The sequence below is a fragment of the Rhizobium sp. ZK1 genome (assembly GCF_047782645.1).
Classification (GTDB): domain Bacteria; phylum Pseudomonadota; class Alphaproteobacteria; order Rhizobiales; family Rhizobiaceae; genus Rhizobium.
Genome location: NZ_CP180586.1, coordinates 1687157 through 1706657, shown reverse-complemented (window position 1 = coordinate 1706657; position 19501 = coordinate 1687157). Strand labels below are relative to the sequence as shown.

Below are 19501 nucleotides of genomic sequence, written 5' to 3'. Positions count from 1 at the left end.
AAAATCCTCTCGCAATAGGGGTCAGCGTTTGTAGGTCGGCTTAATGAAGGGAAGAGCAGAGACAGTGACGGGCAGGTACTTGCCGCGCACTTCGGCATAGACCTGTGTGCCTACTCCTGCATGGGAGACCGGCACGTAGCCCATGGCGACGGGGCCCTCGACGGAAGGGCCGAAACCACCCGAGGTGACTTCCCCGATCTCGGTCTTGCCTTCCGCATCGGCATAGAGCTTGGCATGGCCGCGCACCGGCGCCTTGCCTTCGGGCTTCAGGCCGACGCGCTTGCGGGTCACACCTTTGTCCAGTTCGCCGAGAATGCGCGCGGCACCCGGGAAACCGCCAGCGCGGGCGCCGCCCGTGCGGCGGGCCTTCTGCATGCCCCATTCGATGGCGGCTTCGACCGGCGAGGTCGTCGTGTCGATATCGTTGCCATAGAGGCAGAGACCGGCTTCGAGGCGCAGCGAGTCACGGGCGCCAAGGCCGATCGGCTCGACATCGGGATGCTCGAGCAACCGGTTGGCGACGTCAACGGCCTTATCGGCGGGAACGGAGATTTCGAAACCGTCTTCGCCGGAATAACCCGAACGCGAGACGAGACAGGAAACATCGTGCAGGCGGCAGTGGCGCACGTCCATGAATTTCATGGCGGCGACATCGGCCCAGAGTTCGGCAAGCGCTTCCACGGCGCGCGGGCCTTGGAGCGCGATCAGGGCGCGGTCGAGGAGGGTGATGTCGCAGGTATCGGAGAGATGCTTTTGCAAGTGCGCGAGATCTTGCTCCTTGCAGGCAGCGTTGACGACAACGAAGAGGTGGTCGTCGAGATGGGTGATCATCAGGTCGTCGAGGATGCCGCCATTCTCATCCGTGAAGAAGCCGTAGCGCTGGCGGCCTTCGGCAAGGCCGAGGATATCGACGGGCACGAGGCTTTCCAGCGCCAACGCCACATCCTCATACTTGCCGGACTTAGCCTTGATGATGACCTGGCCCATATGGGAGACATCGAAGAGGCCGGCGGCGGCACGGGTCTGAAGATGCTCCTTCATGACGCCGGCAGGATATTGCACCGGCATGTCATAACCTGCGAAGGGCACCATGCGGGCGCCGAGCGACAGATGCAGCGCGTGAAGCGGGGTTTTCTTGAGGGCAGCAGTATCGTCCAAACGACGCCTCCGGGGTTTGCGCCGGATAGTCCGGGCGCGGGCTCAAAACTGAAGGCGCAGCTACGCCTTGTCTCCTTGAGCCCCCTCTGTCCCTGTGCCTGAGATTGTTATCCCTTCGGCGGACGTTTCGAGAACGCCTCTCTCCAGAGTTCCGTCTGCCCCTTGTGGTCCTTTTGCCTGAGAGTTTCCGGGGCGGTTGCTCCTTCGGCACCGGTATCGCGTACCGGCTTCTCCCAACAAGGTTGCGGCAATTATCCGGGGGCGGCAGGGCTTGGCAAGCGAAATGTCGGTGACGCACAAATTTTTGTCGCGGCTCAAAGAAGCCGGTTGCGATGCGTGGCAAATGGCCTTTTGCATTTGCGGACGAAATTGGCTAACGCGACGCAAAGCGAGGAGATAATCGATGAACATCGTCAGGACGTTTGGTTTTACAGCCCTTCTTTGTGCTTGCGGCTTTGCCGGATCAGCACTCGCCCAGAACCATCATAACATGCAGGGCGTGGACATGAGCGGCATAGGCTCCATGAACATGGCCGCCGGCGGCGAGGTGGTGAAGGCCGGCGATCTCGAAATTTCCGGCGGATTCGCCAAGGCGATGCTGCCCGGCCAGCCCGTGGGCGGCGGCTTCTTTATCGTCAAGAACACGGGTTCAGCCGACGACCGCCTGGTTTCGGCCACCTCGCCGACATCGGGCGAAGTGCAGATCCACGAAATGGCCATGCAGGGCAACGTCATGAAGATGCGCCAACTCAAGGACGGGATCGCCATTCCCGCCGGCCAGACCGTCGAGCTTGCGCCCGGCAATCTGCATCTGATGTTCCAGAAGGTGAAGACGCCGTTCAAGCAGGGGGACAAGGTGCCGGTCACGCTGACCTTCGAAAAGGCCGGCAAGGTCGATCTGGTGCTGAATGTTCTGTCGGCGCAGGGCAAATAAGTGCTGAAAAACAGAAGCCCGCGACATCGAACTGACCCCCGAAAGTTGTTGTCCAACTTTCCGGGGTGAGTCTCATGCGCTGGCTTTGCTCCTCCCAGCAAAAACCTAGATCTCAGACATCCTCGTAAGACTGCAGGGCCTGCTTCAAGCCGGCCTGCGGCTGGCGAAAGCCCTTGGTCATGAGATCAAGCGCGACTTCCGTATTCTGGATGATGTTGGTGGTTTCTTCCGGATCTTCACCGCTCTGATTGAGCTGGCGTTCCGCAATCTTGCGGGCCTCGCGTATGGCCGTGCCGGTCGCCACGCGCTGCGGAATGCGCAGGGTGTCGAAGGCAAGGGCAGCGGTGTTCGCGGATATGGAAACAAGCTGAGTCATGCGCCCGTCATACCGGTCCGACCTTCGCGTTCGGATTAAAAAAATCATTCGCATTTTACCGGATGGTAAGAAATGTACAGAGCCGGCTGGAATCGCAACAGAGGGGAGCGCATGGTCCAGGCCGCTCTCGGTTCGCTTCTGAGATATTATGTCGACCTCGGCCAGATGCGCGTGCTGCTCTGATTTCGATTCCGATTTCCGTTTTCTGAAAAATGCTCTAAAGGCAGCGGCAAGAGAGGCGCCGCCTTTGATCGCGCCCACATTTTCCGAAAGAATTCCATGGCAGGCATAGAACACATCAAGGTGGAGCCCGATGAAGCGGGCATGCGGCTCGACCGCTGGTTCAAGATCCACTATCCGGGGCTCGGCTTCGGTCCACTGCAAAAGCTGCTGCGTTCCGGCCAGGTGCGTGTCGATGGCGGCCGCGTCAAGTCGGATGCCCGTGTGCAGCCCGGCCAGATGGTGCGCATACCGCCGCTCGACGTGGATGCCAAGGTGAAGTCCGGGCCGATCGCCGGCAAGGACCTCAAGCATTCGACCGATTTCGAGCTTCTCTCGCGCATGGTGCTGCATGAGGACGAGAAGGTCATCGTCCTCAACAAGCCGCCCGGACTTGCGGTCCAGGGCGGCTCTGGCGTCGCCAGGCACATCGACCAGATGCTCGAAGCCTGGACCAGCCCGAAGGGCGAGAAGCCGCGCCTCGTGCATCGCCTGGACCGCGATACGTCGGGCGTGCTCGTCATCGCCCGCACGCGTGGTGCCGCCCAGAAGCTGACGGCGGCCTTCCGCGAGCGCGACACCAAGAAAACCTATTGGGCGCTGGTCAAGGGCGTGCCGCGCAAACATGAAGACAAGATCTCGACCTGGCTCGTCAAGGAGCCGACGGCCGATGGCGACCGCATGCGCATCGCCAAACACGGCGAGGATGGCGCCGATCATGCGATTTCCTACTATCGCGTGCTGGAAACTGCGGCGCAGAATCTCGCATGGCTGGAGATGGAACCCTATACCGGCCGTACCCACCAGCTGCGCGTTCATGCGCTGCATATCGGTCATCCGATCATCGGCGATCCCAAATATTTCGACGAGGATCCGAATTGGGATTTTCCCGGCGGCATCCAGAAGCGGCTGCATCTGCACGCGCGCCATATCGATATCCCGCACCCCTCGGGCGGGCGCCTGCGCATCAGCGCGCCACTGCCACCGCATATGGTGCAGACCTGGAACCTTCTCGGTCTCGACCTTGCCGGCGCTGAAAGGGACAGTGAATGAAACTCGCGCTTTTTGATTGCGACGGCACGCTGGTCGACAGCGCCGGGCTGATCCACGAAACCATGCGCCGCACCTTCGAGACATTCGGCAAGCCGGAACCTCGATTTGAAGACACAAAGGCCATCATCGGCCTGACCCTCGATATCGCCATCGCCCGCATGCAGGGCAAGCCGCATGTCGAACAGGAAGACATCGACATGACGGCGCATTACAAATCGCTGTTTTCGATCGTGCGGCAGGATCTCGATTACCGGGAGCCGCTGTTTGCCGGCATTCGTGAGATGATCGATGCGATCAGTGGGCGCCAGGATCTGCTGATTGGCGCCGTCACCGGCAAGTCCCGGCGCGGGCTGAAGCTCGTAATGGAGACGCACGGCTTCGACAAACATTTCGTCGTCGCACGTACCGCCGACGATTGCCCCTCCAAGCCGCACCCCGCCATGGTGAGCGAGTGCTGCGACGAAACCGGCATGAATGCCGCTGACGCCATTGTCATTGGTGACGCGATCTACGATATGCAGATGGCAAAGGCTGCCGGTGCCAAGGCGATCGGCGTTGCTTGGGGCTATGCCAGCGTGGATGAGCTGATCGCCAACGGCGCCGATGCGATCGCCTATCATCCGAACGAGATATTGCGCCATTTTTCCTGAGGTGAGCCCATGCGCGACCTGCTGAACGACCTTTCCGAAGATCCGAGCCATCCCGATCCAGTCCGCCGCGCGCAGATCCAGATGAAGAAACCGCTGCCGAAGCGTTTCTATCAGACGGTTTCCGTCGCTCCGCATGAGGAAGGCTTCGCCATTGCGCTCGATGGCAAGGCCGTACGCACACCGGCAAGGCAAGTGCTGGCCGTGCCGAATGAGGCGCTGGCAAAGCTTGTCGCGACCGAATGGGATGCACAGGCCGAGGTGATCGACCCGTCGCTGATGCCGGTCACGCGCCTCGTTAATACGGCAATCGATGGCGTGGCGACTGACACGCAGGCCGTCTTCGAAGACATCCTGCGCTTCTCCTCGAGCGACCTGCTCTGCTATCGCGCCGATAGTCCGCAAGAACTGGTAGAGCGGCAGACCGAGCGCTGGGATCCGGTACTCGACTGGGCGGCAGCCGATTTCGGTGCGCGCTTCATCCTCGTCGAAGGCGTCATGCATCACGAGCAGCCACGCGAGGCGATCGCCGCCTTCGGTTCGGCGCTGCGCCGGCACGATAGCCCACTCGAACTTGCAGCTCTCCATACGGTGACAACGCTGACCGGTTCGGCGCTCCTGGCGCTCGCGATCGCTGAAGGACAGACCACGCCTGAAGAAGCCTGGTCGCTCGCCCATCTCGATGAAGACTGGACCATCGAACACTGGGGGAGCGACGAGGAAGCCGAACAGCGCCGCGCCAAGCGTTTTGAAGATTTCAAGGCGGCGACCGATGTTTTTTTCGCGCTAAGGGCCTGAATCATATTGCCTTCATGGGCTTTATGACGAAATCTGCGACTCTGGACGGGGTTTTTGCGGGAATTTGGAATGAACTGGCTGAGGTCGAGATTTTGCCTGATAGCGCTTGTTTGCGCGGCGCTGACGGCCTGCGCCAGCCTCATGCCGAAGAAGCAGGAAAAGCCTGTCTATGACGTGCGCAGTGCCGTCGTGCTGTCAAGCACGACCATGTCGGGGGAACTGCTCTCCGGCATCAGCGATCGCGTCAACGCCGCCATTCGCGCGACGGTTCGCACAACGGAATTGCCACGCGTGGTGCTGACGATTCGCATTGTTTCCGTCACGAAGGGTCTCGGCTTTCAGAAAGACCGCAATGTCGCAAAGGTCAGCGTCGATGCCGCATCCGTGGAGGATGGATCGGTCATCGCCGTCACCTCCTTCGAAGTCACCAGCATGACCGCTGACCCGGGCTTGGCCGACGACATTCTGGCGGAAGATATCGCGGCGCGCGTACGCTCCGCCTTCGCACTCAGCGGACGGTAGCTTTTACGAAAGACCGCAGAAAGCGGCGAGGGGAGATCATGAAGGATATTCTGGAAGAGCTCGAACGCCGCCGCGGTATTGCTCGCCTGGGCGGTGGACAGATGCGCATCGACGCGCAGCACCAGCGCGGTAAGCTGACGGCGCGCGAACGCATTGATCTCTTCCTCGACGAAGGCTCCTTCGAGGAGTTCGACATGTTCGTCGAGCACCGCTCCACCGATTTCGGCATGGACAAGAGCCGCATTGCCGGCGACGGCGTGGTGACGGGCTGGGGCACGGTCAACGGCCGCACGGTCTTCGTCTTCGCCAAGGATTTTACCGTCTTCGGCGGTTCGCTCTCGGAAGCCCATGCCGAGAAGATCATCAAGGTGCAGGACATGGCGCTGAAGAACCGCGCGCCGATCATTGGCATCTATGATGCGGGCGGCGCGCGTATTCAGGAGGGTGTTGCGGCACTCGGCGGTTATGCCGAGGTCTTCCAGCGCAATGTGCTGGCCTCCGGCGTCATTCCGCAGATCTCGGTCATCATGGGGCCGTGCGCCGGCGGCGACGTCTATTCGCCCGCCATGACCGATTTCATCTTCATGGTGCGCGATACGTCCTACATGTTCGTGACCGGTCCCGATGTAGTGAAGACCGTCACCAACGAGACGGTTACTGCCGAGGAGCTTGGTGGCGCGAGCGTGCATACCACGCGCTCCTCGATCGCCGACGGCGCCTATGACAACGATGTCGATACGCTGTTGCAAGTGCGCCGGCTCATCGATTTTCTGCCGCAGTCGAACACGTCGCCGGTACCGGAAATCGAATGTTACCAGTCGGTGACCGACGCGGACAATTCGCTGGACACGCTGATCCCCGCCAATGCGAACAAGCCCTACGACATCAAGGAACTGATCCAGAAGGTGGCGGACGAGGGGGATTTCTTCGAGATCCAGGCGAGCTTTGCCAAGAATATCGTCTGCGGTTTCGGGCGTATCGAGGGCTCGACGGTGGGTTTCGTCGCCAATCAGCCGATGGTGCTCGCCGGCGTGCTCGACAGCGACGCTTCGCGCAAGGCTGCGCGTTTCGTGCGCTTCTGCGACTGCTTCAATATTCCGATCGTCACCTTCGTCGATGTGCCGGGCTTCCTGCCTGGTACTGCGCAGGAATATGGCGGGCTGATCAAGCACGGGGCGAAGCTGCTCTTTGCCTATGCCGAGGCGACGGTGCCGAAGCTGACGGTCATCACCCGCAAAGCCTTCGGCGGCGCCTATGACGTGATGGCGTCGAAACATCTGCGCGGCGATCTCAACTATGCCTGGCCGACGGCGCAGATCGCCGTCATGGGCGCCAAGGGGGCGGTGGAGATCATCTTCCGCAAGGACATCGCCGATCCCGAGAAGATTGCGGCGCATACGAAGATGTATGAGGATCGCTTCCTGTCGCCCTTCGTCGCGGCCGAGCGCGGCTATATTGATGAGGTGATCATGCCGCATTCGACGCGGCGGCGGCTGGCGCGAGGGCTCAGGATGCTGAAGAACAAGGATCTCAGCAATCCCTGGAAGAAGCACGACAACATCCCGCTATGATCGAATAAAAGAGGCTCTTCAGGTGTTTATCCACTGTCGAAGTTGTGAACGCCCGTCAGCAATCCGTGTCTTCAATCCCTGTTAGAGACGCGGTAACGCTCGGCGGCACACCCTTAAGGAGAGTCTTTATGTCAATTTTTGAGCGTCTGTCTGCCTACCGCCCCTATGGTCTGGCCGCTCTCAGAATCATGACTGCGCTTCTGTTCATCGAACACGGCACGATGAAGCTTTTCGGCTTCCCGGCTGCGCAGGGCGATGGCCCGCTTTCCACTCTGTTCCTGATTGCGGCACTGCTGGAAACCTTCGGCGGCATCCTCATCCTCATCGGCTTTGCGACACGGCCGGTGGCCTTCCTGCTGGCGGGTGAAATGGCGATCGCCTATTTCATGGCGCATATGCCTCACAGCTTCTTCCCGGCTCTCAACCAGGGCGATGCCGCAATCCTGTTCTGCTTCATCTTCCTGTACCTGTTCTTTGCCGGCGCCGGCGCGTTGTCCGTGGACAACAGAAACGCGACCACGTAGATTCAAAGAGGTAGAGCGTCCTTTGTGCGTCCAAATGGACGCACGGCGCTCTAGCAAAAAGGCTGAGGGTTTATCGCCCGCAGCCTCTTCTTCATTTGAGATATTTCTATTTCAGACCGTCAGCTTGAGGCCGGCAATGCCGGCGACGATCAGCGTTATGCAGATCAGGCGCGAGGCGCTTGCCGCATCACCCAGAAGCCAGACGCCGAGCAGCACCGTGCCGACCGTGCCGATGCCGGTCCAGATCGCGTAAGCCGTGCCGATCGGCAAAGTCTTGACGGCGAGACCGAGCAGGATGACGCTCACCACCATGGAAATGACCGTGAGGATCGTCGGCATCGGACGGGTGAAGCCATCGGTATATTTCAGACCGATTGCCCAACCGCATTCAAAAAGGCCAGCGAGAAAAAGCAGAAACCAGGCCATCATACTCTCCATATCAAGAGCGAGGCCGTCCCCGCGACTTTTGCGACCCGGGCAGACCCGAGCGCCGCAGTCGTCTGCGTCACATTCGATATGGACGAGGGAACGGATGAATTCAAGTTAGGAATTGGCATAGCTGCCATGCCACCCGATTCCGGAGCGGCAATCAGGCGTTCTTCGCGCGGCGGCAGAGACGATCGAAGGTTTCGAGGAAACGCGAACGATCCTTGGGGCTGAAAGCCGCATTGTAGCCCTTGCTCTCGCCGGTCTCTCGCAGATGGGCGCCGAGATCGCGCATGGCGCTCGCCATGCCGATATTGGTCTCGTCAAAGACACGACCTGTCGGGCCGGTGACGAAGGAGCCCTTGGCGACGCAGCGGACCGCAAGCGGCACATCGGCGGTGACGACCACATCTGTCGGGCCGGTATTGTCTGCAATCCAGTTGTCGGCGGCGTCGAAGGCGTTGGAGACGATGACGTTGCGCACCATCGGATCGCGCGATGGGCGAAGGCCCGAATTGGCGACGAAGGTCACTTCCATGCCGAGGCGTTCAGCGACTTTCAGGATTTCGGGTTTGACGGGGCAGGCATCCGCATCGACATAGATCATGGCGATATCCTCACGCCGGCTGGGTGGCTGGCTGGCGGACCATGTCGATATGGGGAATACCGTCTTCCAGATATTCCTCCGAGGTTTTCACGAAACCGAAGGATTCGTAGAAGCGGCGCAGATGCGCCTGCGCCGACAGGGCAATAGGATTTCCCGGACAAAGCCGCTCGCAGACGGCGATCGATTCAGTCATCAGCGCATCGCCGAGCCGCTTGCCCCGGTGGGTGGGCGAGACGACGACGCGGCCGATCTTTACCGGATCCTGCGCCCTGTATGGCTTCAGGAGCCGCGTAGAGCCGAGCAGTTCGCCGTCATCCAGCAGTCGCAGATGCAGGGCGTCGATGTCCTTGCCGTCCAGTTCGGGGTAAGGGCAGTTCTGCTCGACGACGAAGACGTCGACACGCATCCTCAAGAGGTCGTAGAGCTCCCGCGCGGAGAGCTCATCGAGACCCTTGAGGTCAACCTTGTAGGCAATTGCGGCCATCAGTAGACCACGACGCCGCGGATGCTTTCACCCTTATGCATGAGATCGAAGCCCTTGTTGATGTCTTCGAGCGGCATCGTGTGGGTGATCATCGGGTCGATCTGGATCTTGCCCTCCATGTACCAGTCGACGATCTTCGGCACGTCGGTGCGGCCACGAGCGCCGCCGAAGGCCGTGCCCATCCAGTTACGGCCGGTGACCAGCTGGAAGGGACGCGTCGAAATCTCCTGGCCGGCGCCGGCAACGCCGATGATGATGGACTTGCCCCAGCCGCGGTGGCTGGATTCCAGCGCCTGGCGCATGACCTTGGTATTGCCGGTGCAGTCGAAGGTGTAATCGGCGCCGCCGATCAGGTCGCCATGGCGCTTCGTCATATTGACGAGATAGGGCACAATGTCGTCGCCAACCTCCTTCGGGTTGACGAAATGCGTCATGCCGAATTTTTCGCCCCATGCCTTGCGGTCGGGGTTGATATCGACACCGATGATCATGTCGGCACCGGCAAGACGCAAGCCCTGTAGAACGTTCAGGCCAATGCCGCCGAGACCGAAGACGATGGCAGTCGAGCCGATCTCGACCTTGGCGGTATTGATGACGGCGCCGATGCCGGTCGTCACGCCGCAGCCGATATAGCAGACCTTGTCGAAGGGGGCGTCGGGATTGATCTTGGCCAGCGCGATTTCCGGCAGAACGGTGAAGTTGGCGAAGGTCGAGCAGCCCATGTAATGGTGGATCTTGTCCTTGCCGATCGAGAAGCGCGAGGTGCCATCGGGCATCACGCCCTGGCCCTGGGTCGCGCGGATCGAGGTGCAGAGATTGGTCTTGCGCGAGGTACAGGAATAGCACTCGCGGCATTCCGGCGTGTAGAGCGGAATGACGTGGTCGCCCTTTTTCAACGAGGTGACGCCGGGACCTACATCGATGACGATGCCGGCACCCTCATGGCCGAGGATCGCCGGGAAGAGGCCTTCCGGGTCGGCGCCGGAAAGGGTGAAATCATCGGTGTGGCAGATGCCCGTCGCCTTGATCTCGACCAGCACTTCGCCGGCCTTGGGGCCTTCCAGCTGAACGGTCATGACCTCAAGCGGTTTTCCTGCCTGAACGGCAACGGCGGCGCGAACATCCATCTTCGATCTCCTCGTGATTTGCGTGGCGGACTCTTGCACGCTCAGCGAGGATGGCTCAAGCGGAAAAAGACCTTGAGCGCCTCCTGAAAATCGGCTTCGCCTCAGGCGAATTCCATGATGACGGCATCGACCGCCAGGCTCTCGCCGGGAGCGGCCTTGATCCTGCCGACGACGAGATCACGCTCGGCGCGCAGCACGTTTTCCATCTTCATCGCTTCAACGACGGCAAGCGTTTCGCCCGCCTTGACCTCCTGGCCCTCAGATACGGCAATCGAGACGACAAGGCCCGGCATGGGGCAGAGCAGCAGCTTGGAGGTATCGGGCGGCAGCTTGACGGGCATCAGGCGATCGAGCTCGGCATGGCGGGGCGTAAAGACGCGCGCCCTGACCGATAGACCCTGCCAGTCGATGCGCAGGCCGTTGAGAACAGGGCGGATCTGCGCCGTCACCTGCCGGCTGGCGATCCTGCCGCGCCAGACCGGATCGCCTGGTCTCCAATCGGTGACAACGGTCTCCGTGCGACCGCCGACTTCCATTTCCATTTCAAAGGGAATGGTGACGAGGCCATCGACCAGTTTGACCGGCACATAATTGACGCCGAGCTTGACGACCCATTCTTCGCGCGGCGGGCCGGTCGGATGGCGCAGGCGATCGGCGAAGCCTTCGCGCCTGATGGTATCGATCAGGGAAGCAGATAGGGCGATAGCGGCGAGGGCTGCCTCTTCCGAGGCGTCGGGCGCCATCGGCGCGAAACCCTCTGGATATTCCTCCGATATGAAGCCGGTGGAGAGACGGCCTTCGCGCCAGCGCGGATGTTTCATGAGCGCCGAGAGAAAGGGAACGTTGTGCTCGATGCCATCGACGACGAAAGCGTCGAGCGCCTGTCCCATGGCCTCCACCGCCTGCAGACGGCTCGGCGCCCAGGTGCAAAGCTTGGCGATCATCGGGTCGTAGTACATGGAGATTTCGGCACCTTCGAAGACGCCGGTATCGTTGCGGATGATCACGTCGCCAGTGCGGCCTTCCGCCGGCGGTCGGTAGCGCGTCAGGCGGCCGATCGAGGGCAGGAAGTTGCGGTAGGGATCTTCGGCATAGAGGCGGCTTTCGACCGCCCAGCCGTTCAGCTTGATGTCCTTCTGGGCGAAGGGCAGCTTTTCACCGGCGGCGACACGGATCATCTGCTCGACGAGGTCGATGCCGGTCACGAGTTCCGTCACAGGATGCTCGACCTGCAGGCGGGTGTTCATTTCGAGGAAATAGAAATTGCGATCACGATCGACGATGAACTCCACCGTGCCGGCGCTCTGATAGTCGACAGCCTTTGCCAACGCCACCGACTGTTCGCCCATGGCGGCCCGAGTCTTCTCGTCGAGGAAAGGCGAGGGTGCCTCTTCGACAACCTTCTGGTTCCGGCGCTGGATCGAGCATTCGCGCTCGCCGAGATAGACGACATTGCCGTGTGCGTCCGCCAGCACCTGGATTTCGATATGACGCGGATCGACCACATATTTTTCGATAAACACGCGGTCGTCACCGAAGGAGCTTTTGGCTTCCGAGCGCGCGCGATCGAAACCGTCGCGCACTTCCGCTTGCGTCCAGGCAATACGCATGCCCTTGCCGCCACCGCCGGCCGATGCCTTGATCATCACGGGATAGCCGATTTCGGCTGCAATCTTTTCGGCATGTGCGGCGTCTTCGATCACACCGAGGTATCCCGGCACCGTCGAGACCTTGGCGGCATTGGCGAATTTCTTCGATTCGATCTTGTCGCCCATCGCCATGATGGCTTTGGGCTTCGGGCCGATGAAGATGATGCCTTGCTCTTCCAGCGCCTCGCAGAAGGAGGCGCGTTCCGACAGGAAGCCATAGCCGGGGTGCACGGCTTCAGCACCGGTCTCCTTGCAGGCAGCAATGATCTTCTCGGCGACGAGATAGCTTTCGGCAGCCGGGGCAGGGCCGATATGGACGGCCTCATCGGCCATTTCGACATGCAGGGCATCCCGATCGGCATCCGAATAGACCGCAACGGTGGCAATGCCCATACGGCGCGCAGTTTTGATCACGCGGCAGGCAATCTCGCCGCGATTCGCGATCAGGATTTTCTTGAACATCGAGACTCCACCCAGGAAATGCGTTCCGGAGTTTTACGCATAAAAAGCCGGAACGCACAATCGGGCTGACGGATCACGGCAGATCAGGCAACGGCAACTTCGACGACCGGCTCTTCATCGATGATGCGCAGCCAACGGCTCCGTCTGGGTTCGGCAAAGTCCCTGAGCTCGACGGCAGCCATGATCTCGCCCCAGCGCTGGTGATTGGCGCCGGGCTGGGTTGCTGCCTCGATACGCTGCAGGACACCGTATTCCACCGGAGAAACGCCGATGATGCCGCCTTCGCTGACGCTTCTCAGAATCCGCATGACATAATCGACGTCCTGGCGCGTGATGCTTCTACGGTCGGTGGCGCGGGTCAGCCTGTAACCACCGATATCCTCCGACAGCGCCAGGCGAAGCTGGTCGAGCGCCAGCGCCCGCAGCTCATCGGGAACATAGGCGCTGAGTTCCATGACATGCAGGATGAGCTCAAGCTCGAGCGCGGAATTGACGACGCCGTCGGTCGTGAACATGCGCATGATCCATGCGACATTGATCTCGTCCAGTGAGCCCTGCGGATAAGTGTAATCGACGATGAAGCCTGCCAGTTGCTCGACGAAGAACGTATTCCATTCGGAGCATTTTTCGGGGCAGGAACTATTGAGCGCCAACATCACCACGACATGATCGGATGTCCGGATTCCCTCCGGAAAGGTATGTTTGCGCAGCAGGACAATGTCTTCGGCCGTCAGCCGATGCTTCCCGGCGACGACGCACGCCGGAAAAGCGAGACGGAACTCACTCATGTTTTATCTCCAGACTTCATCATGAAGTCGGAAGTGGTTTTATCGATGCCGAATTGAAGATCCCTCAAGAAGGACGGTTAACCCTCGGTGCAGCATTTCATGCGGATTTTAATGATCGCGCCTGCAAACGCTCGCGCCAGATGATGAAAAGCCCCGATGCGACGATGATGGCGATCCCGATCCATTTGGAAACATTCGGAAAATCGCCGAAGAGGGCATAGCCGAGCACGGTCGCCGAAATGATCTCGAAATATTGGAACGGCGCCAGCAGCGACAGCGGCGCCAGGCGAAAAGCCTTAACAACCAGCATATGTGCATAGCCTGAGATCGTGCCGAGGATCAGCAGCAGGACGAGGCCAAGCCAGGAGGCGGGCAGGGAGGGCGTGAAGTCGGCACTGCCGAGGCCACTTCCGACAAACATTGCGCCCGCCATGAAGATCGTGCCGCCGATGCCGGACATGGTTTGCATCGTCAGCGGCGAATCCGCCTCGCCGATGGCGCGATTAAGAAAAAGATAAAGCGAGAAGAGGAAGGCGCAGAAGACCGGCAGCAGCGCCTTCAGTCCGAAGATTTCGTAGCTCGGCTGAATGACGATCATGGCACCGCCAAAACCAACGACGATCGCCATCCAACGACGCCAGCCGACCTTGTCTCCCAGGAACAGCGCCGAAAGTGCAGTCAGCATGAAAGGCTCAACGAAATAAATGGCGAAGACGTCGGCGAGCGGCATGTATTTGACCGCGACGAAGAAGAGCAGGCTGGCCGCGCCATGCAGCGCGCCGCGCAGCAGGTTCATCCATGGGCGCTTGGCCGACAGCGCCTGTATGCCGAACATGGCAAACAGGATCGGCAGGGTGCAGACGAGCTGGAAGAAGAAGCGGTAGAAAGTTACCTGTCCGGGCGACATCCCCTCGAAGGTCGCCATATATTTGGCGATCGCATCCATCGTCGGCAGGATGGCCATGGCGCCGGCCATGATGGCCATGCCCTGGAGCGGATTCTGGGTGGAGGGAGATTCGGACATGATGGCTGCTTCTTGCGGATGATGTCATCAACCACAGGAAGTCCGAGCAATCAAGAACGGCAATCAGGGACAGAGTGCGCTATCGTTGATGGTTTCGCCGAAGATCTCTTCGAACGCGGCGCGCAGGCGGATATCGGCATCGATCATCGTCACGAGCAGGCCGAGATCAATGAGGCTGGTGACACCATAGGCCGAGATGCCACAGGGCACGATGCCGTTGAAATGGTCAAGATCGGGATCGACGTTCAGCGACAGGCCGTGGAAGGTCACCCATTTGCGCAGGCGGATGCCGAGCGCGGCAATCTTGTCTTCCGCCATGGTGCCGTCAGGTAGCAGCGGCCTTTCCGGCCGGCGGACCCATACGCCGACGCGATCCTCGCGGCGTTCGCCGCGGATATTCATCGAATCGAGCGTACGAATGATGACTTCTTCGAGTGCCGCGACGAAGGCGCGCACATCCTGCCTGCGGCGCTTGAGATCGAGCATGACATAGGCGACGCGTTGGCCGGGGCCGTGATAGGTATATTCGCCGCCGCGGCCCGTCGCGAAGACCGGGAAACGATCCGGCTGGACGAGATCTTTCGCATCGGCGCTGGTACCCGCCGTATAAAGCGGCGGATGCTCCAGCAGCCAGACGAGCTCGTCGCCGCCTTCGGAAATCGCTGCCACTTCCCGCTCCATCGTCTCCACCGCCTCCGCATAGGGAACGAGCCCATCGGAAATGCGCCAGCGAACGGGGCGCGAACCAAGTTGCGGGAGCATGGAGAAATCGAGATCGGTGCGTAGCATGGCAGTCCTTGGCGCTATCCGCAAAGGGAAAGGGCGGGCGCGGGCTTCTATATGGACTTGGGCGAAGAGGGATTCAATCGCTCTTTGCGGCGAGCAGCCGTCTCGGAGACGCAGACCGCGCGCAATCAATCCATGATGAAATGCGGGACGAAGCGGGAGAGGTTCTGGGTGATCGGCGATTTGTCTTCGCGGATGCAGATGCCGCAGGCTTCGCCCGCTACGACCCAGGAACCGATAACGGCATAGTCGTCGCCGAATTGCGGAAGCAGGCAGGCCTCCTGCACGACATAGCCTTCTTCGCCATATTCGCCGTCCACCGCGATCGTCTTTCCCTCCGATGTCAGCGTGACATTTGCACCTTCGCGCGACAGCAACGGCTTACGAACCGAATCTTCAAGCCGCTGGGCGCGCGGATCATCGGCAAAATAGGCCGGCAGAAGATTCGGATGGTTGGGCGCCATTTCCCAGAGGACGGGCAGGAGGCTCTTGTTCGACAGGGTCATCTTCCACAGGGGCTCGTGGATCTTCGTGAGCGTGGAGCTGAGGTGCGCGCCAAAATCCTCGTGGACCATAAATTCCAGCGGATAGAGCTTGAAGAGGTTTTCCATTCGACGGTCCTCCAGATCGGTGAACCAGTTTTCGGGATCGATACCGATCTCCTTCATGTCGAGCAGCACGACTTCGAAGCCCGCCTGAAACGCGACATCCGCCAAATATTTCGTGGTGATATAATCTTCTTCATTGTCGGTGATGCAGCCGAAATGGAAGACGCCGCTGTCGCTGGAGTTCTTGAAATACTGGAAAGCGCCGATCAACTGCTCGTGGATCGAATTGAACTGATCGGCATCGGCATTCAGCCGGCCAAGTCGCTTCATGTCCTCAAGCCATTCCCACTGGATGACGGCGCTTTCGAAAAGCGAAGTCGGCGTATCGGCATTGAATTCGAACAGCTTTGCCGGACCCTTGCCATCGTAACGCAGGTCGAAGCGGCCGTAGATATCGCGATCGGACCATTTCCACGACCGCTGGATTGCCTCATGGAATTCGGCCGGGATCGCCATGCGCGTCATCAATGCGGGATCGGCGCAGATGCAATCGACCGCCTTATAGCAGAGCTGCAGGATCTCGTTGGTCGGGTCTTCGAGATCGTCTTCGATCTGAGCGAGTGTGAACTGGTAGGCGTTACGCTCATCCCAATAGGGCTCGCCATACATATGGTGAATGGTGAAATCGAGCGCTTCCACCTTGCGGGTCCAGTCCGGCCTTTCGCCTGTTGCAATGCGCTTCATATTCAGCCCCTCAAGAAGCGGAAACGTGGCGCGTACCGAAACCGGAGCGGGCAAGCGTGGTCGTACGGACATCGGGACTGATGAGCGCTCCATTGCCATAAGTCATTTTGAAGCCCCCCACTTTGTTGGTGACCAACCAGCCGTCAGCATTCACGAAGCCCGGGATATGGCTGCTTTCATAAAGCGCCGATGCCGGTACGGCCGGATAATAGACGCCATTGACGCTCTTTTCGGCTCGACCGATGAGATAGCCCCATTGATAGGGGCTGTAATGTCCTGCACCGGCACCATGCGCTGAACTTGTCTGTTCACAGCGGCCGTTGCCGAATTCCTCCTCGCAATCCTCGCGGTTCTGATAGGAAGGCGCATTTTTCAGATGCTCGGCACGGGCAGTCTCGAAGCTGCTCTTGCAGTCGTCCGGACCAAACTTGCTATCCTTGAGACAATCGTCAAGCGTCTTATAGGCCGCCGTCTCAGTCTCGCCGATGGAACGCTCAACGAGATAGATCGCGAAAATGAACGTTCCAAGAATGGCAAGCTTCACGCCTCTTTTGACGTATCGCTCGCGATCTTCCGGTGTCATGCGATTCCCCAATCGTCAGATTGCTGTGCGCTCGCGCAATCACAGCAGAAAGCGCTAAGCCGAAATATCCGGCTTGAGTTCAAAGGTGTGTAAAAGCTGGATTGCCTCGAGCCGGCTCTATCCCCTACGGTGACCGACCTGGCGACCGGTCACCCGTCTTGCGACTCGTCAAAAATTGCTGATCGAAATGATCTTCATGAATGAACACCCTGGACCCTTAACCGTTCCATTTATGTTCTCAATTCAAGATGGAAGTCAAGCAGGAGATTGCGCATCAGAATTGCAGTCCGAACAGTCAGGCTGCTACACTCTCTGCACGGGCGGGATCTGCAGGAAGGTGTGCCGAAGGTATTGCGACTTATGGCAGGCGGATTAAGACCAGAGAACTAAACCCTTGGCCAAAAAGAAAAAACCCGCCGAAGCGGGTTTCTTTGGTGCGGTCGAGAAGACTCGAACTTCCACGGGTTGCCCCACAGCGACCTCAACGCTGCGCGTCTACCAATTCCGCCACGACCGCATCGTGGTAGGCCGATTTGCGTCGGCGAGGCAGCATGTAGCAAAAGCCTCTGACGGACACAAGCGCGATGTGACAGTTTTTTTTAAAAGCTTGCGGGAGATGTGGATTACGCCGCGTGGGACATTGAATTTACAAAAGAAAAGGGCCGGAAACCGGCCCTTTCTCGGATCATGTCAGTGCATCGCGCGGCATGCTTCGGTCCGGCTTGCGCCGCTATCGGCACCCTTCTGGTGCGACCCCTTCGGGCCGATCATGCTGTGGCAATCCGGAAGCGGCTTGATGCTCGCCGTTGCCGTGTTGTCGACTTTCGCGGGCTTGGCCATCGCGACGGGTGCGAAACCGTCGCTGTCATTCGTATAGTCGCTGGAATAGGCCGGGGGGGTCGCATGCGTTGGGTAGTGGACGGGCTTTGCCGGCGCGACCGGCGTTGGATAGAGACCGTCACCATCATTGGAATAGTCGTCCATATATTTCGGCTGTGCAAAAGCGGCACTTGCCATGCTTACGGCAAACAGGGTGGCGGCGACGGCGAACTTCATGCGCATGGGTCTATCTCCTCAATCTGTTGTTGAATTTAACAACGCAAAACCAACCCTCGGCGAGATCAAGTCCGCTCCTCAATTCGGGCAATTTTGTGAGAAAGATGACAGCCCTCTTGCGACGTTTTGTCCAAATGAAATCACATGTTTGTCAACGCTCTTGAGGAGCGCGCTACCTTAGCCGGCGCACTTAATCGCCTGAGATTCCAGTGCTTTCACCCGGATGATAATCCTGCAATCTTTAATTGATTACCTATTTGTAATCTTAGAAACATGAAAGCCGGAAAGCGGAGTGCTTTCCGGCTTTCAAATGTGGCGATTTCGTGTCTTTTGGCCTTAATCCTCGTTCGGGATGTGGGCATCGACGCCGGTCATCCGCAGGTGGTTTCTCACCCGACGGACACCATCCACGGAGAGGGCACCCAGCTCGACCTTGCGGGCGATGCCGATGGTTTCAACTGAACCTTCCAGCGTCACGGTATGGCCATCGGCGTGAACTTCGACACTGTCGACATCCACGTCGGGGATATTCTCCAGATTCTCGGTGACGCGGGCTTCGAGCTCGTCGCTCTCATCTCGGTCGATCGTATCAGGCTCAAGCGAATCCTTGAGCCGGTTTTCGTTGCCTTCCTCGTCCGTGCCATCGATGCGGAAGCCGCTATTGCGGTCGCTGTCGAAATTGGCCGAGGTTTCCCCATAGGGGCGGTTTTGACTGCCGGCGGCCTTGGCGCCGTTGCCATCGGCGTAGGGCCAGCCATCATCCAAGTTGCGTGCCTCGAAATCGCGGTAATCCTCTTCGCGGGAAAGCGAGGTCTTGTCATTCTTTCCAGGCATTGCCGTCTCCTTCCGGGTTTCCGTCTGCAGGGCAAACGCCGGAAGGCTGCTATTGGTTCGGCCGACAGCGGCGAGGCCTCAGCCTTTCATCTTTTCCCATTTCTTGATCAGCCGGTCACGCTTCAGCCGCGACAGGCGCTGCAGCCAGAAAATGCCGTCGAGCTGATCGACCTCATGCTGGATGCAGACAGCGAGGAAGTCCGATGCCTCTTCTTCGTGCTGCTGGCCTTCGAGATCCTGATAGCGGAAGCGAATCGCCTTTGAGCGCACGACCTCATCCGTGGCGCCGGGCATGGACACGCTGCCCTCCATATGAACCATCGTCTCGTTCGAGAACCAGATAATGTCGGGATTGACGCAAATGCGCACGCCATAAGCCTTGTCGAGTTCCAGCACGGTCAGGCGCTGGAAGACGCCGATATGGGCAGCGGTAATGCCGACACCGGGTGCTGCGCGCATCGTCTGCAGCAAATCGTCGGCGAGCTCTGACAGGGCCGAATCGAACGAGGTTACCGGTGTGCAGACCGTCTTCAGGCCGGGATGCGGATAGCGGAGAATCGGGCGGATCGGCACGGCTAAGC

General features: G+C 59.6%; 21 protein-coding genes, 1 tRNA gene, 1 pseudogene and 1 riboswitch. Of the genes and pseudogenes, 7 read left to right on the top strand and 16 right to left on the bottom strand.

Features of this window, described 5'->3' with window-relative positions:
- Positions 1-21: 21 nt before the first annotated feature.
- Entirely contained in the window at positions 22-1158 is a 1137-nt protein-coding gene (gene gcvT, locus ACK9YZ_RS08780; protein WP_416066300.1) for a glycine cleavage system aminomethyltransferase GcvT, read from the bottom strand.
- A gap of 155 nt (positions 1159-1313) precedes the next feature.
- Positions 1314-1405, bottom strand: a riboswitch (glycine riboswitch).
- 240 nt (positions 1406-1645) lie between these two features.
- Here gcvT and ACK9YZ_RS08775 point away from each other — a divergent pair.
- Positions 1646-2092: pseudogene (locus tag ACK9YZ_RS08775) on the top strand (copper chaperone PCu(A)C); the annotation flags it as partial.
- Positions 2093-2204: 112 nt separating this feature from the next.
- Here the strand turns inward: ACK9YZ_RS08775 and ACK9YZ_RS08770 are convergent.
- Entirely contained in the window at positions 2205-2468 is a 264-nt protein-coding gene (locus tag ACK9YZ_RS08770) for a hypothetical protein (protein WP_216758130.1), read from the bottom strand.
- Positions 2469-2747: 279 nt separating this feature from the next.
- On the opposite strand from ACK9YZ_RS08770, the gene ACK9YZ_RS08765 reads away from it, so the two are divergent.
- The 6 genes from ACK9YZ_RS08765 (at position 2748) to ACK9YZ_RS08740 (ending at position 7802) form a co-directional block, all read left to right on the top strand.
- Positions 2748-3740 carry an RluA family pseudouridine synthase gene (locus ACK9YZ_RS08765; protein WP_416066299.1) on the top strand — a complete coding sequence of 331 codons (993 nt, stop codon included), beginning with the start codon at positions 2748-2750 and terminating at the stop codon, positions 3738-3740.
- Complete coding sequence (locus tag ACK9YZ_RS08760) at positions 3737-4390, top strand: HAD-IA family hydrolase (RefSeq protein WP_216758128.1); 654 nt, start codon at positions 3737-3739, stop codon at positions 4388-4390. Before ACK9YZ_RS08765 ends, ACK9YZ_RS08760 begins: the two co-directional genes overlap by 4 nt.
- 9 nt (positions 4391-4399) lie before the next feature.
- Positions 4400-5185 (top strand): ATP12 family chaperone protein, encoded by a 786-nt coding sequence (locus ACK9YZ_RS08755; RefSeq protein ID WP_416066298.1) that lies wholly within the window; start codon positions 4400-4402, stop codon positions 5183-5185.
- Between the two features lie 69 nt (positions 5186-5254).
- A complete protein-coding gene (locus tag ACK9YZ_RS08750) occupies positions 5255-5707 on the top strand; it encodes a hypothetical protein (protein WP_416066297.1) in 453 nt (150 codons plus the stop codon).
- Positions 5708-5745: 38 nt separating this feature from the next.
- The gene (locus ACK9YZ_RS08745) at positions 5746-7278 is read left to right on the top strand and encodes an acyl-CoA carboxylase subunit beta (protein WP_216758124.1); all 1533 of its coding nucleotides are present in this window, start codon (positions 5746-5748) and stop codon (positions 7276-7278) included.
- A gap of 128 nt (positions 7279-7406) precedes the next feature.
- A complete protein-coding gene (locus tag ACK9YZ_RS08740; protein WP_416066296.1) occupies positions 7407-7802 on the top strand; it encodes a DoxX family protein in 396 nt (131 codons plus the stop codon).
- 111 nt (positions 7803-7913) lie between these two features.
- On the opposite strand, the gene sugE is transcribed toward ACK9YZ_RS08740, so the two are convergent.
- From sugE to ACK9YZ_RS08670, 14 genes are all read right to left on the bottom strand, one after another.
- The gene (gene sugE, locus ACK9YZ_RS08735; protein WP_216758121.1) at positions 7914-8228 is read right to left on the bottom strand and encodes a quaternary ammonium compound efflux SMR transporter SugE; all 315 of its coding nucleotides are present in this window, start codon (positions 8226-8228) and stop codon (positions 7914-7916) included.
- A gap of 163 nt (positions 8229-8391) precedes the next feature.
- Positions 8392-8835 (bottom strand): YaiI/YqxD family protein, encoded by a 444-nt coding sequence (locus tag ACK9YZ_RS08730; RefSeq protein WP_183804710.1) that lies wholly within the window; start codon positions 8833-8835, stop codon positions 8392-8394.
- 10 nt (positions 8836-8845) lie between these two features.
- Positions 8846-9319, bottom strand: a complete 474-nt coding sequence (locus ACK9YZ_RS08725; protein ID WP_216758120.1) for a GNAT family N-acetyltransferase — start codon at positions 9317-9319, stop codon at positions 8846-8848.
- Entirely contained in the window at positions 9319-10446 is a 1128-nt protein-coding gene (locus ACK9YZ_RS08720) for an S-(hydroxymethyl)glutathione dehydrogenase/class III alcohol dehydrogenase (RefSeq protein WP_416066295.1), read from the bottom strand. Before ACK9YZ_RS08720 ends, ACK9YZ_RS08725 begins: the two co-directional genes overlap by 1 nt.
- A 101-nt stretch (positions 10447-10547) precedes the next feature.
- Positions 10548-12557, bottom strand: coding sequence for an acetyl-CoA carboxylase biotin carboxylase subunit (locus ACK9YZ_RS08715; protein ID WP_416066294.1), 2010 nt, complete (start codon positions 12555-12557; stop codon positions 10548-10550).
- Between the two features lie 83 nt (positions 12558-12640).
- On the bottom strand, positions 12641-13345 hold the full coding sequence (locus ACK9YZ_RS08710) for a hypothetical protein (RefSeq protein WP_416066293.1): 705 nt from the start codon (positions 13343-13345) through the stop codon (positions 12641-12643).
- A 97-nt stretch (positions 13346-13442) separates the two neighbouring features.
- Entirely contained in the window at positions 13443-14369 is a 927-nt protein-coding gene (locus tag ACK9YZ_RS08705; protein WP_416066292.1) for a DMT family transporter, read from the bottom strand.
- Between the two features lie 63 nt (positions 14370-14432).
- Positions 14433-15158 carry a lipoyl(octanoyl) transferase LipB gene (gene lipB, locus ACK9YZ_RS08700; protein ID WP_416066291.1) on the bottom strand — a complete coding sequence of 242 codons (726 nt, stop codon included), beginning with the start codon at positions 15156-15158 and terminating at the stop codon, positions 14433-14435.
- Positions 15159-15283: 125 nt separating this feature from the next.
- Entirely contained in the window at positions 15284-16447 is a 1164-nt protein-coding gene (locus ACK9YZ_RS08695; protein ID WP_416066290.1) for a glutathionylspermidine synthase family protein, read from the bottom strand.
- Positions 16448-16457: 10 nt separating this feature from the next.
- Positions 16458-17030, bottom strand: coding sequence for a DUF1190 domain-containing protein (locus tag ACK9YZ_RS08690; RefSeq protein ID WP_416066289.1), 573 nt, complete (start codon positions 17028-17030; stop codon positions 16458-16460).
- A 432-nt stretch (positions 17031-17462) separates the two neighbouring features.
- Positions 17463-17547 (bottom strand) — tRNA-Leu (locus tag ACK9YZ_RS08685).
- Between the two features lie 173 nt (positions 17548-17720).
- Positions 17721-18092: a hypothetical protein gene (locus ACK9YZ_RS08680; RefSeq protein ID WP_216758105.1), complete on the bottom strand. Its 372-nt coding sequence runs from the start codon at positions 18090-18092 to the stop codon at positions 17721-17723.
- Between the two features lie 330 nt (positions 18093-18422).
- Positions 18423-18920 carry a BON domain-containing protein gene (locus ACK9YZ_RS08675; RefSeq protein WP_216758103.1) on the bottom strand — a complete coding sequence of 166 codons (498 nt, stop codon included), beginning with the start codon at positions 18918-18920 and terminating at the stop codon, positions 18423-18425.
- 78 nt (positions 18921-18998) lie between these two features.
- Entirely contained in the window at positions 18999-19493 is a 495-nt protein-coding gene (locus ACK9YZ_RS08670; RefSeq protein WP_416066288.1) for a peptide deformylase, read from the bottom strand.
- Between the last annotated feature and the right edge of the window lie 8 nt (positions 19494-19501).

Coding starts and splice junctions, on each gene's coding strand:
- ACK9YZ_RS08680 (WP_216758105.1), bottom strand. CDS start 18,092: ATGCGCATGAAGTTCGCCGTCGCCGCCACCCTGTTTGCCGTAAGCATG.
- ACK9YZ_RS08715 (WP_416066294.1), bottom strand. CDS start 12,557: ATGTTCAAGAAAATCCTGATCGCGAATCGCGGCGAGATTGCCTGCCGC.
- ACK9YZ_RS08705 (WP_416066292.1), bottom strand. CDS start 14,369: ATGTCCGAATCTCCCTCCACCCAGAATCCGCTCCAGGGCATGGCCATC.
- ACK9YZ_RS08755 (WP_416066298.1), top strand. CDS start 4,400: ATGCGCGACCTGCTGAACGACCTTTCCGAAGATCCGAGCCATCCCGAT.
- ACK9YZ_RS08690 (WP_416066289.1), bottom strand. CDS start 17,030: ATGACACCGGAAGATCGCGAGCGATACGTCAAAAGAGGCGTGAAGCTT.
- ACK9YZ_RS08730 (WP_183804710.1), bottom strand. CDS start 8,835: ATGATCTATGTCGATGCGGATGCCTGCCCCGTCAAACCCGAAATCCTG.
- ACK9YZ_RS08760 (WP_216758128.1), top strand. CDS start 3,737: ATGAAACTCGCGCTTTTTGATTGCGACGGCACGCTGGTCGACAGCGCC.
- ACK9YZ_RS08745 (WP_216758124.1), top strand. CDS start 5,746: ATGAAGGATATTCTGGAAGAGCTCGAACGCCGCCGCGGTATTGCTCGC.
- ACK9YZ_RS08770 (WP_216758130.1), bottom strand. CDS start 2,468: ATGACTCAGCTTGTTTCCATATCCGCGAACACCGCTGCCCTTGCCTTC.
- ACK9YZ_RS08675 (WP_216758103.1), bottom strand. CDS start 18,920: ATGCCTGGAAAGAATGACAAGACCTCGCTTTCCCGCGAAGAGGATTAC.
- ACK9YZ_RS08740 (WP_416066296.1), top strand. CDS start 7,407: ATGTCAATTTTTGAGCGTCTGTCTGCCTACCGCCCCTATGGTCTGGCC.
- sugE (WP_216758121.1), bottom strand. CDS start 8,228: ATGGCCTGGTTTCTGCTTTTTCTCGCTGGCCTTTTTGAATGCGGTTGG.
- ACK9YZ_RS08695 (WP_416066290.1), bottom strand. CDS start 16,447: ATGAAGCGCATTGCAACAGGCGAAAGGCCGGACTGGACCCGCAAGGTG.
- ACK9YZ_RS08725 (WP_216758120.1), bottom strand. CDS start 9,319: ATGGCCGCAATTGCCTACAAGGTTGACCTCAAGGGTCTCGATGAGCTC.
- lipB (WP_416066291.1), bottom strand. CDS start 15,158: ATGCTACGCACCGATCTCGATTTCTCCATGCTCCCGCAACTTGGTTCG.
- ACK9YZ_RS08750 (WP_416066297.1), top strand. CDS start 5,255: ATGAACTGGCTGAGGTCGAGATTTTGCCTGATAGCGCTTGTTTGCGCG.
- ACK9YZ_RS08720 (WP_416066295.1), bottom strand. CDS start 10,446: ATGGATGTTCGCGCCGCCGTTGCCGTTCAGGCAGGAAAACCGCTTGAG.
- ACK9YZ_RS08765 (WP_416066299.1), top strand. CDS start 2,748: ATGGCAGGCATAGAACACATCAAGGTGGAGCCCGATGAAGCGGGCATG.
- ACK9YZ_RS08710 (WP_416066293.1), bottom strand. CDS start 13,345: ATGAGTGAGTTCCGTCTCGCTTTTCCGGCGTGCGTCGTCGCCGGGAAG.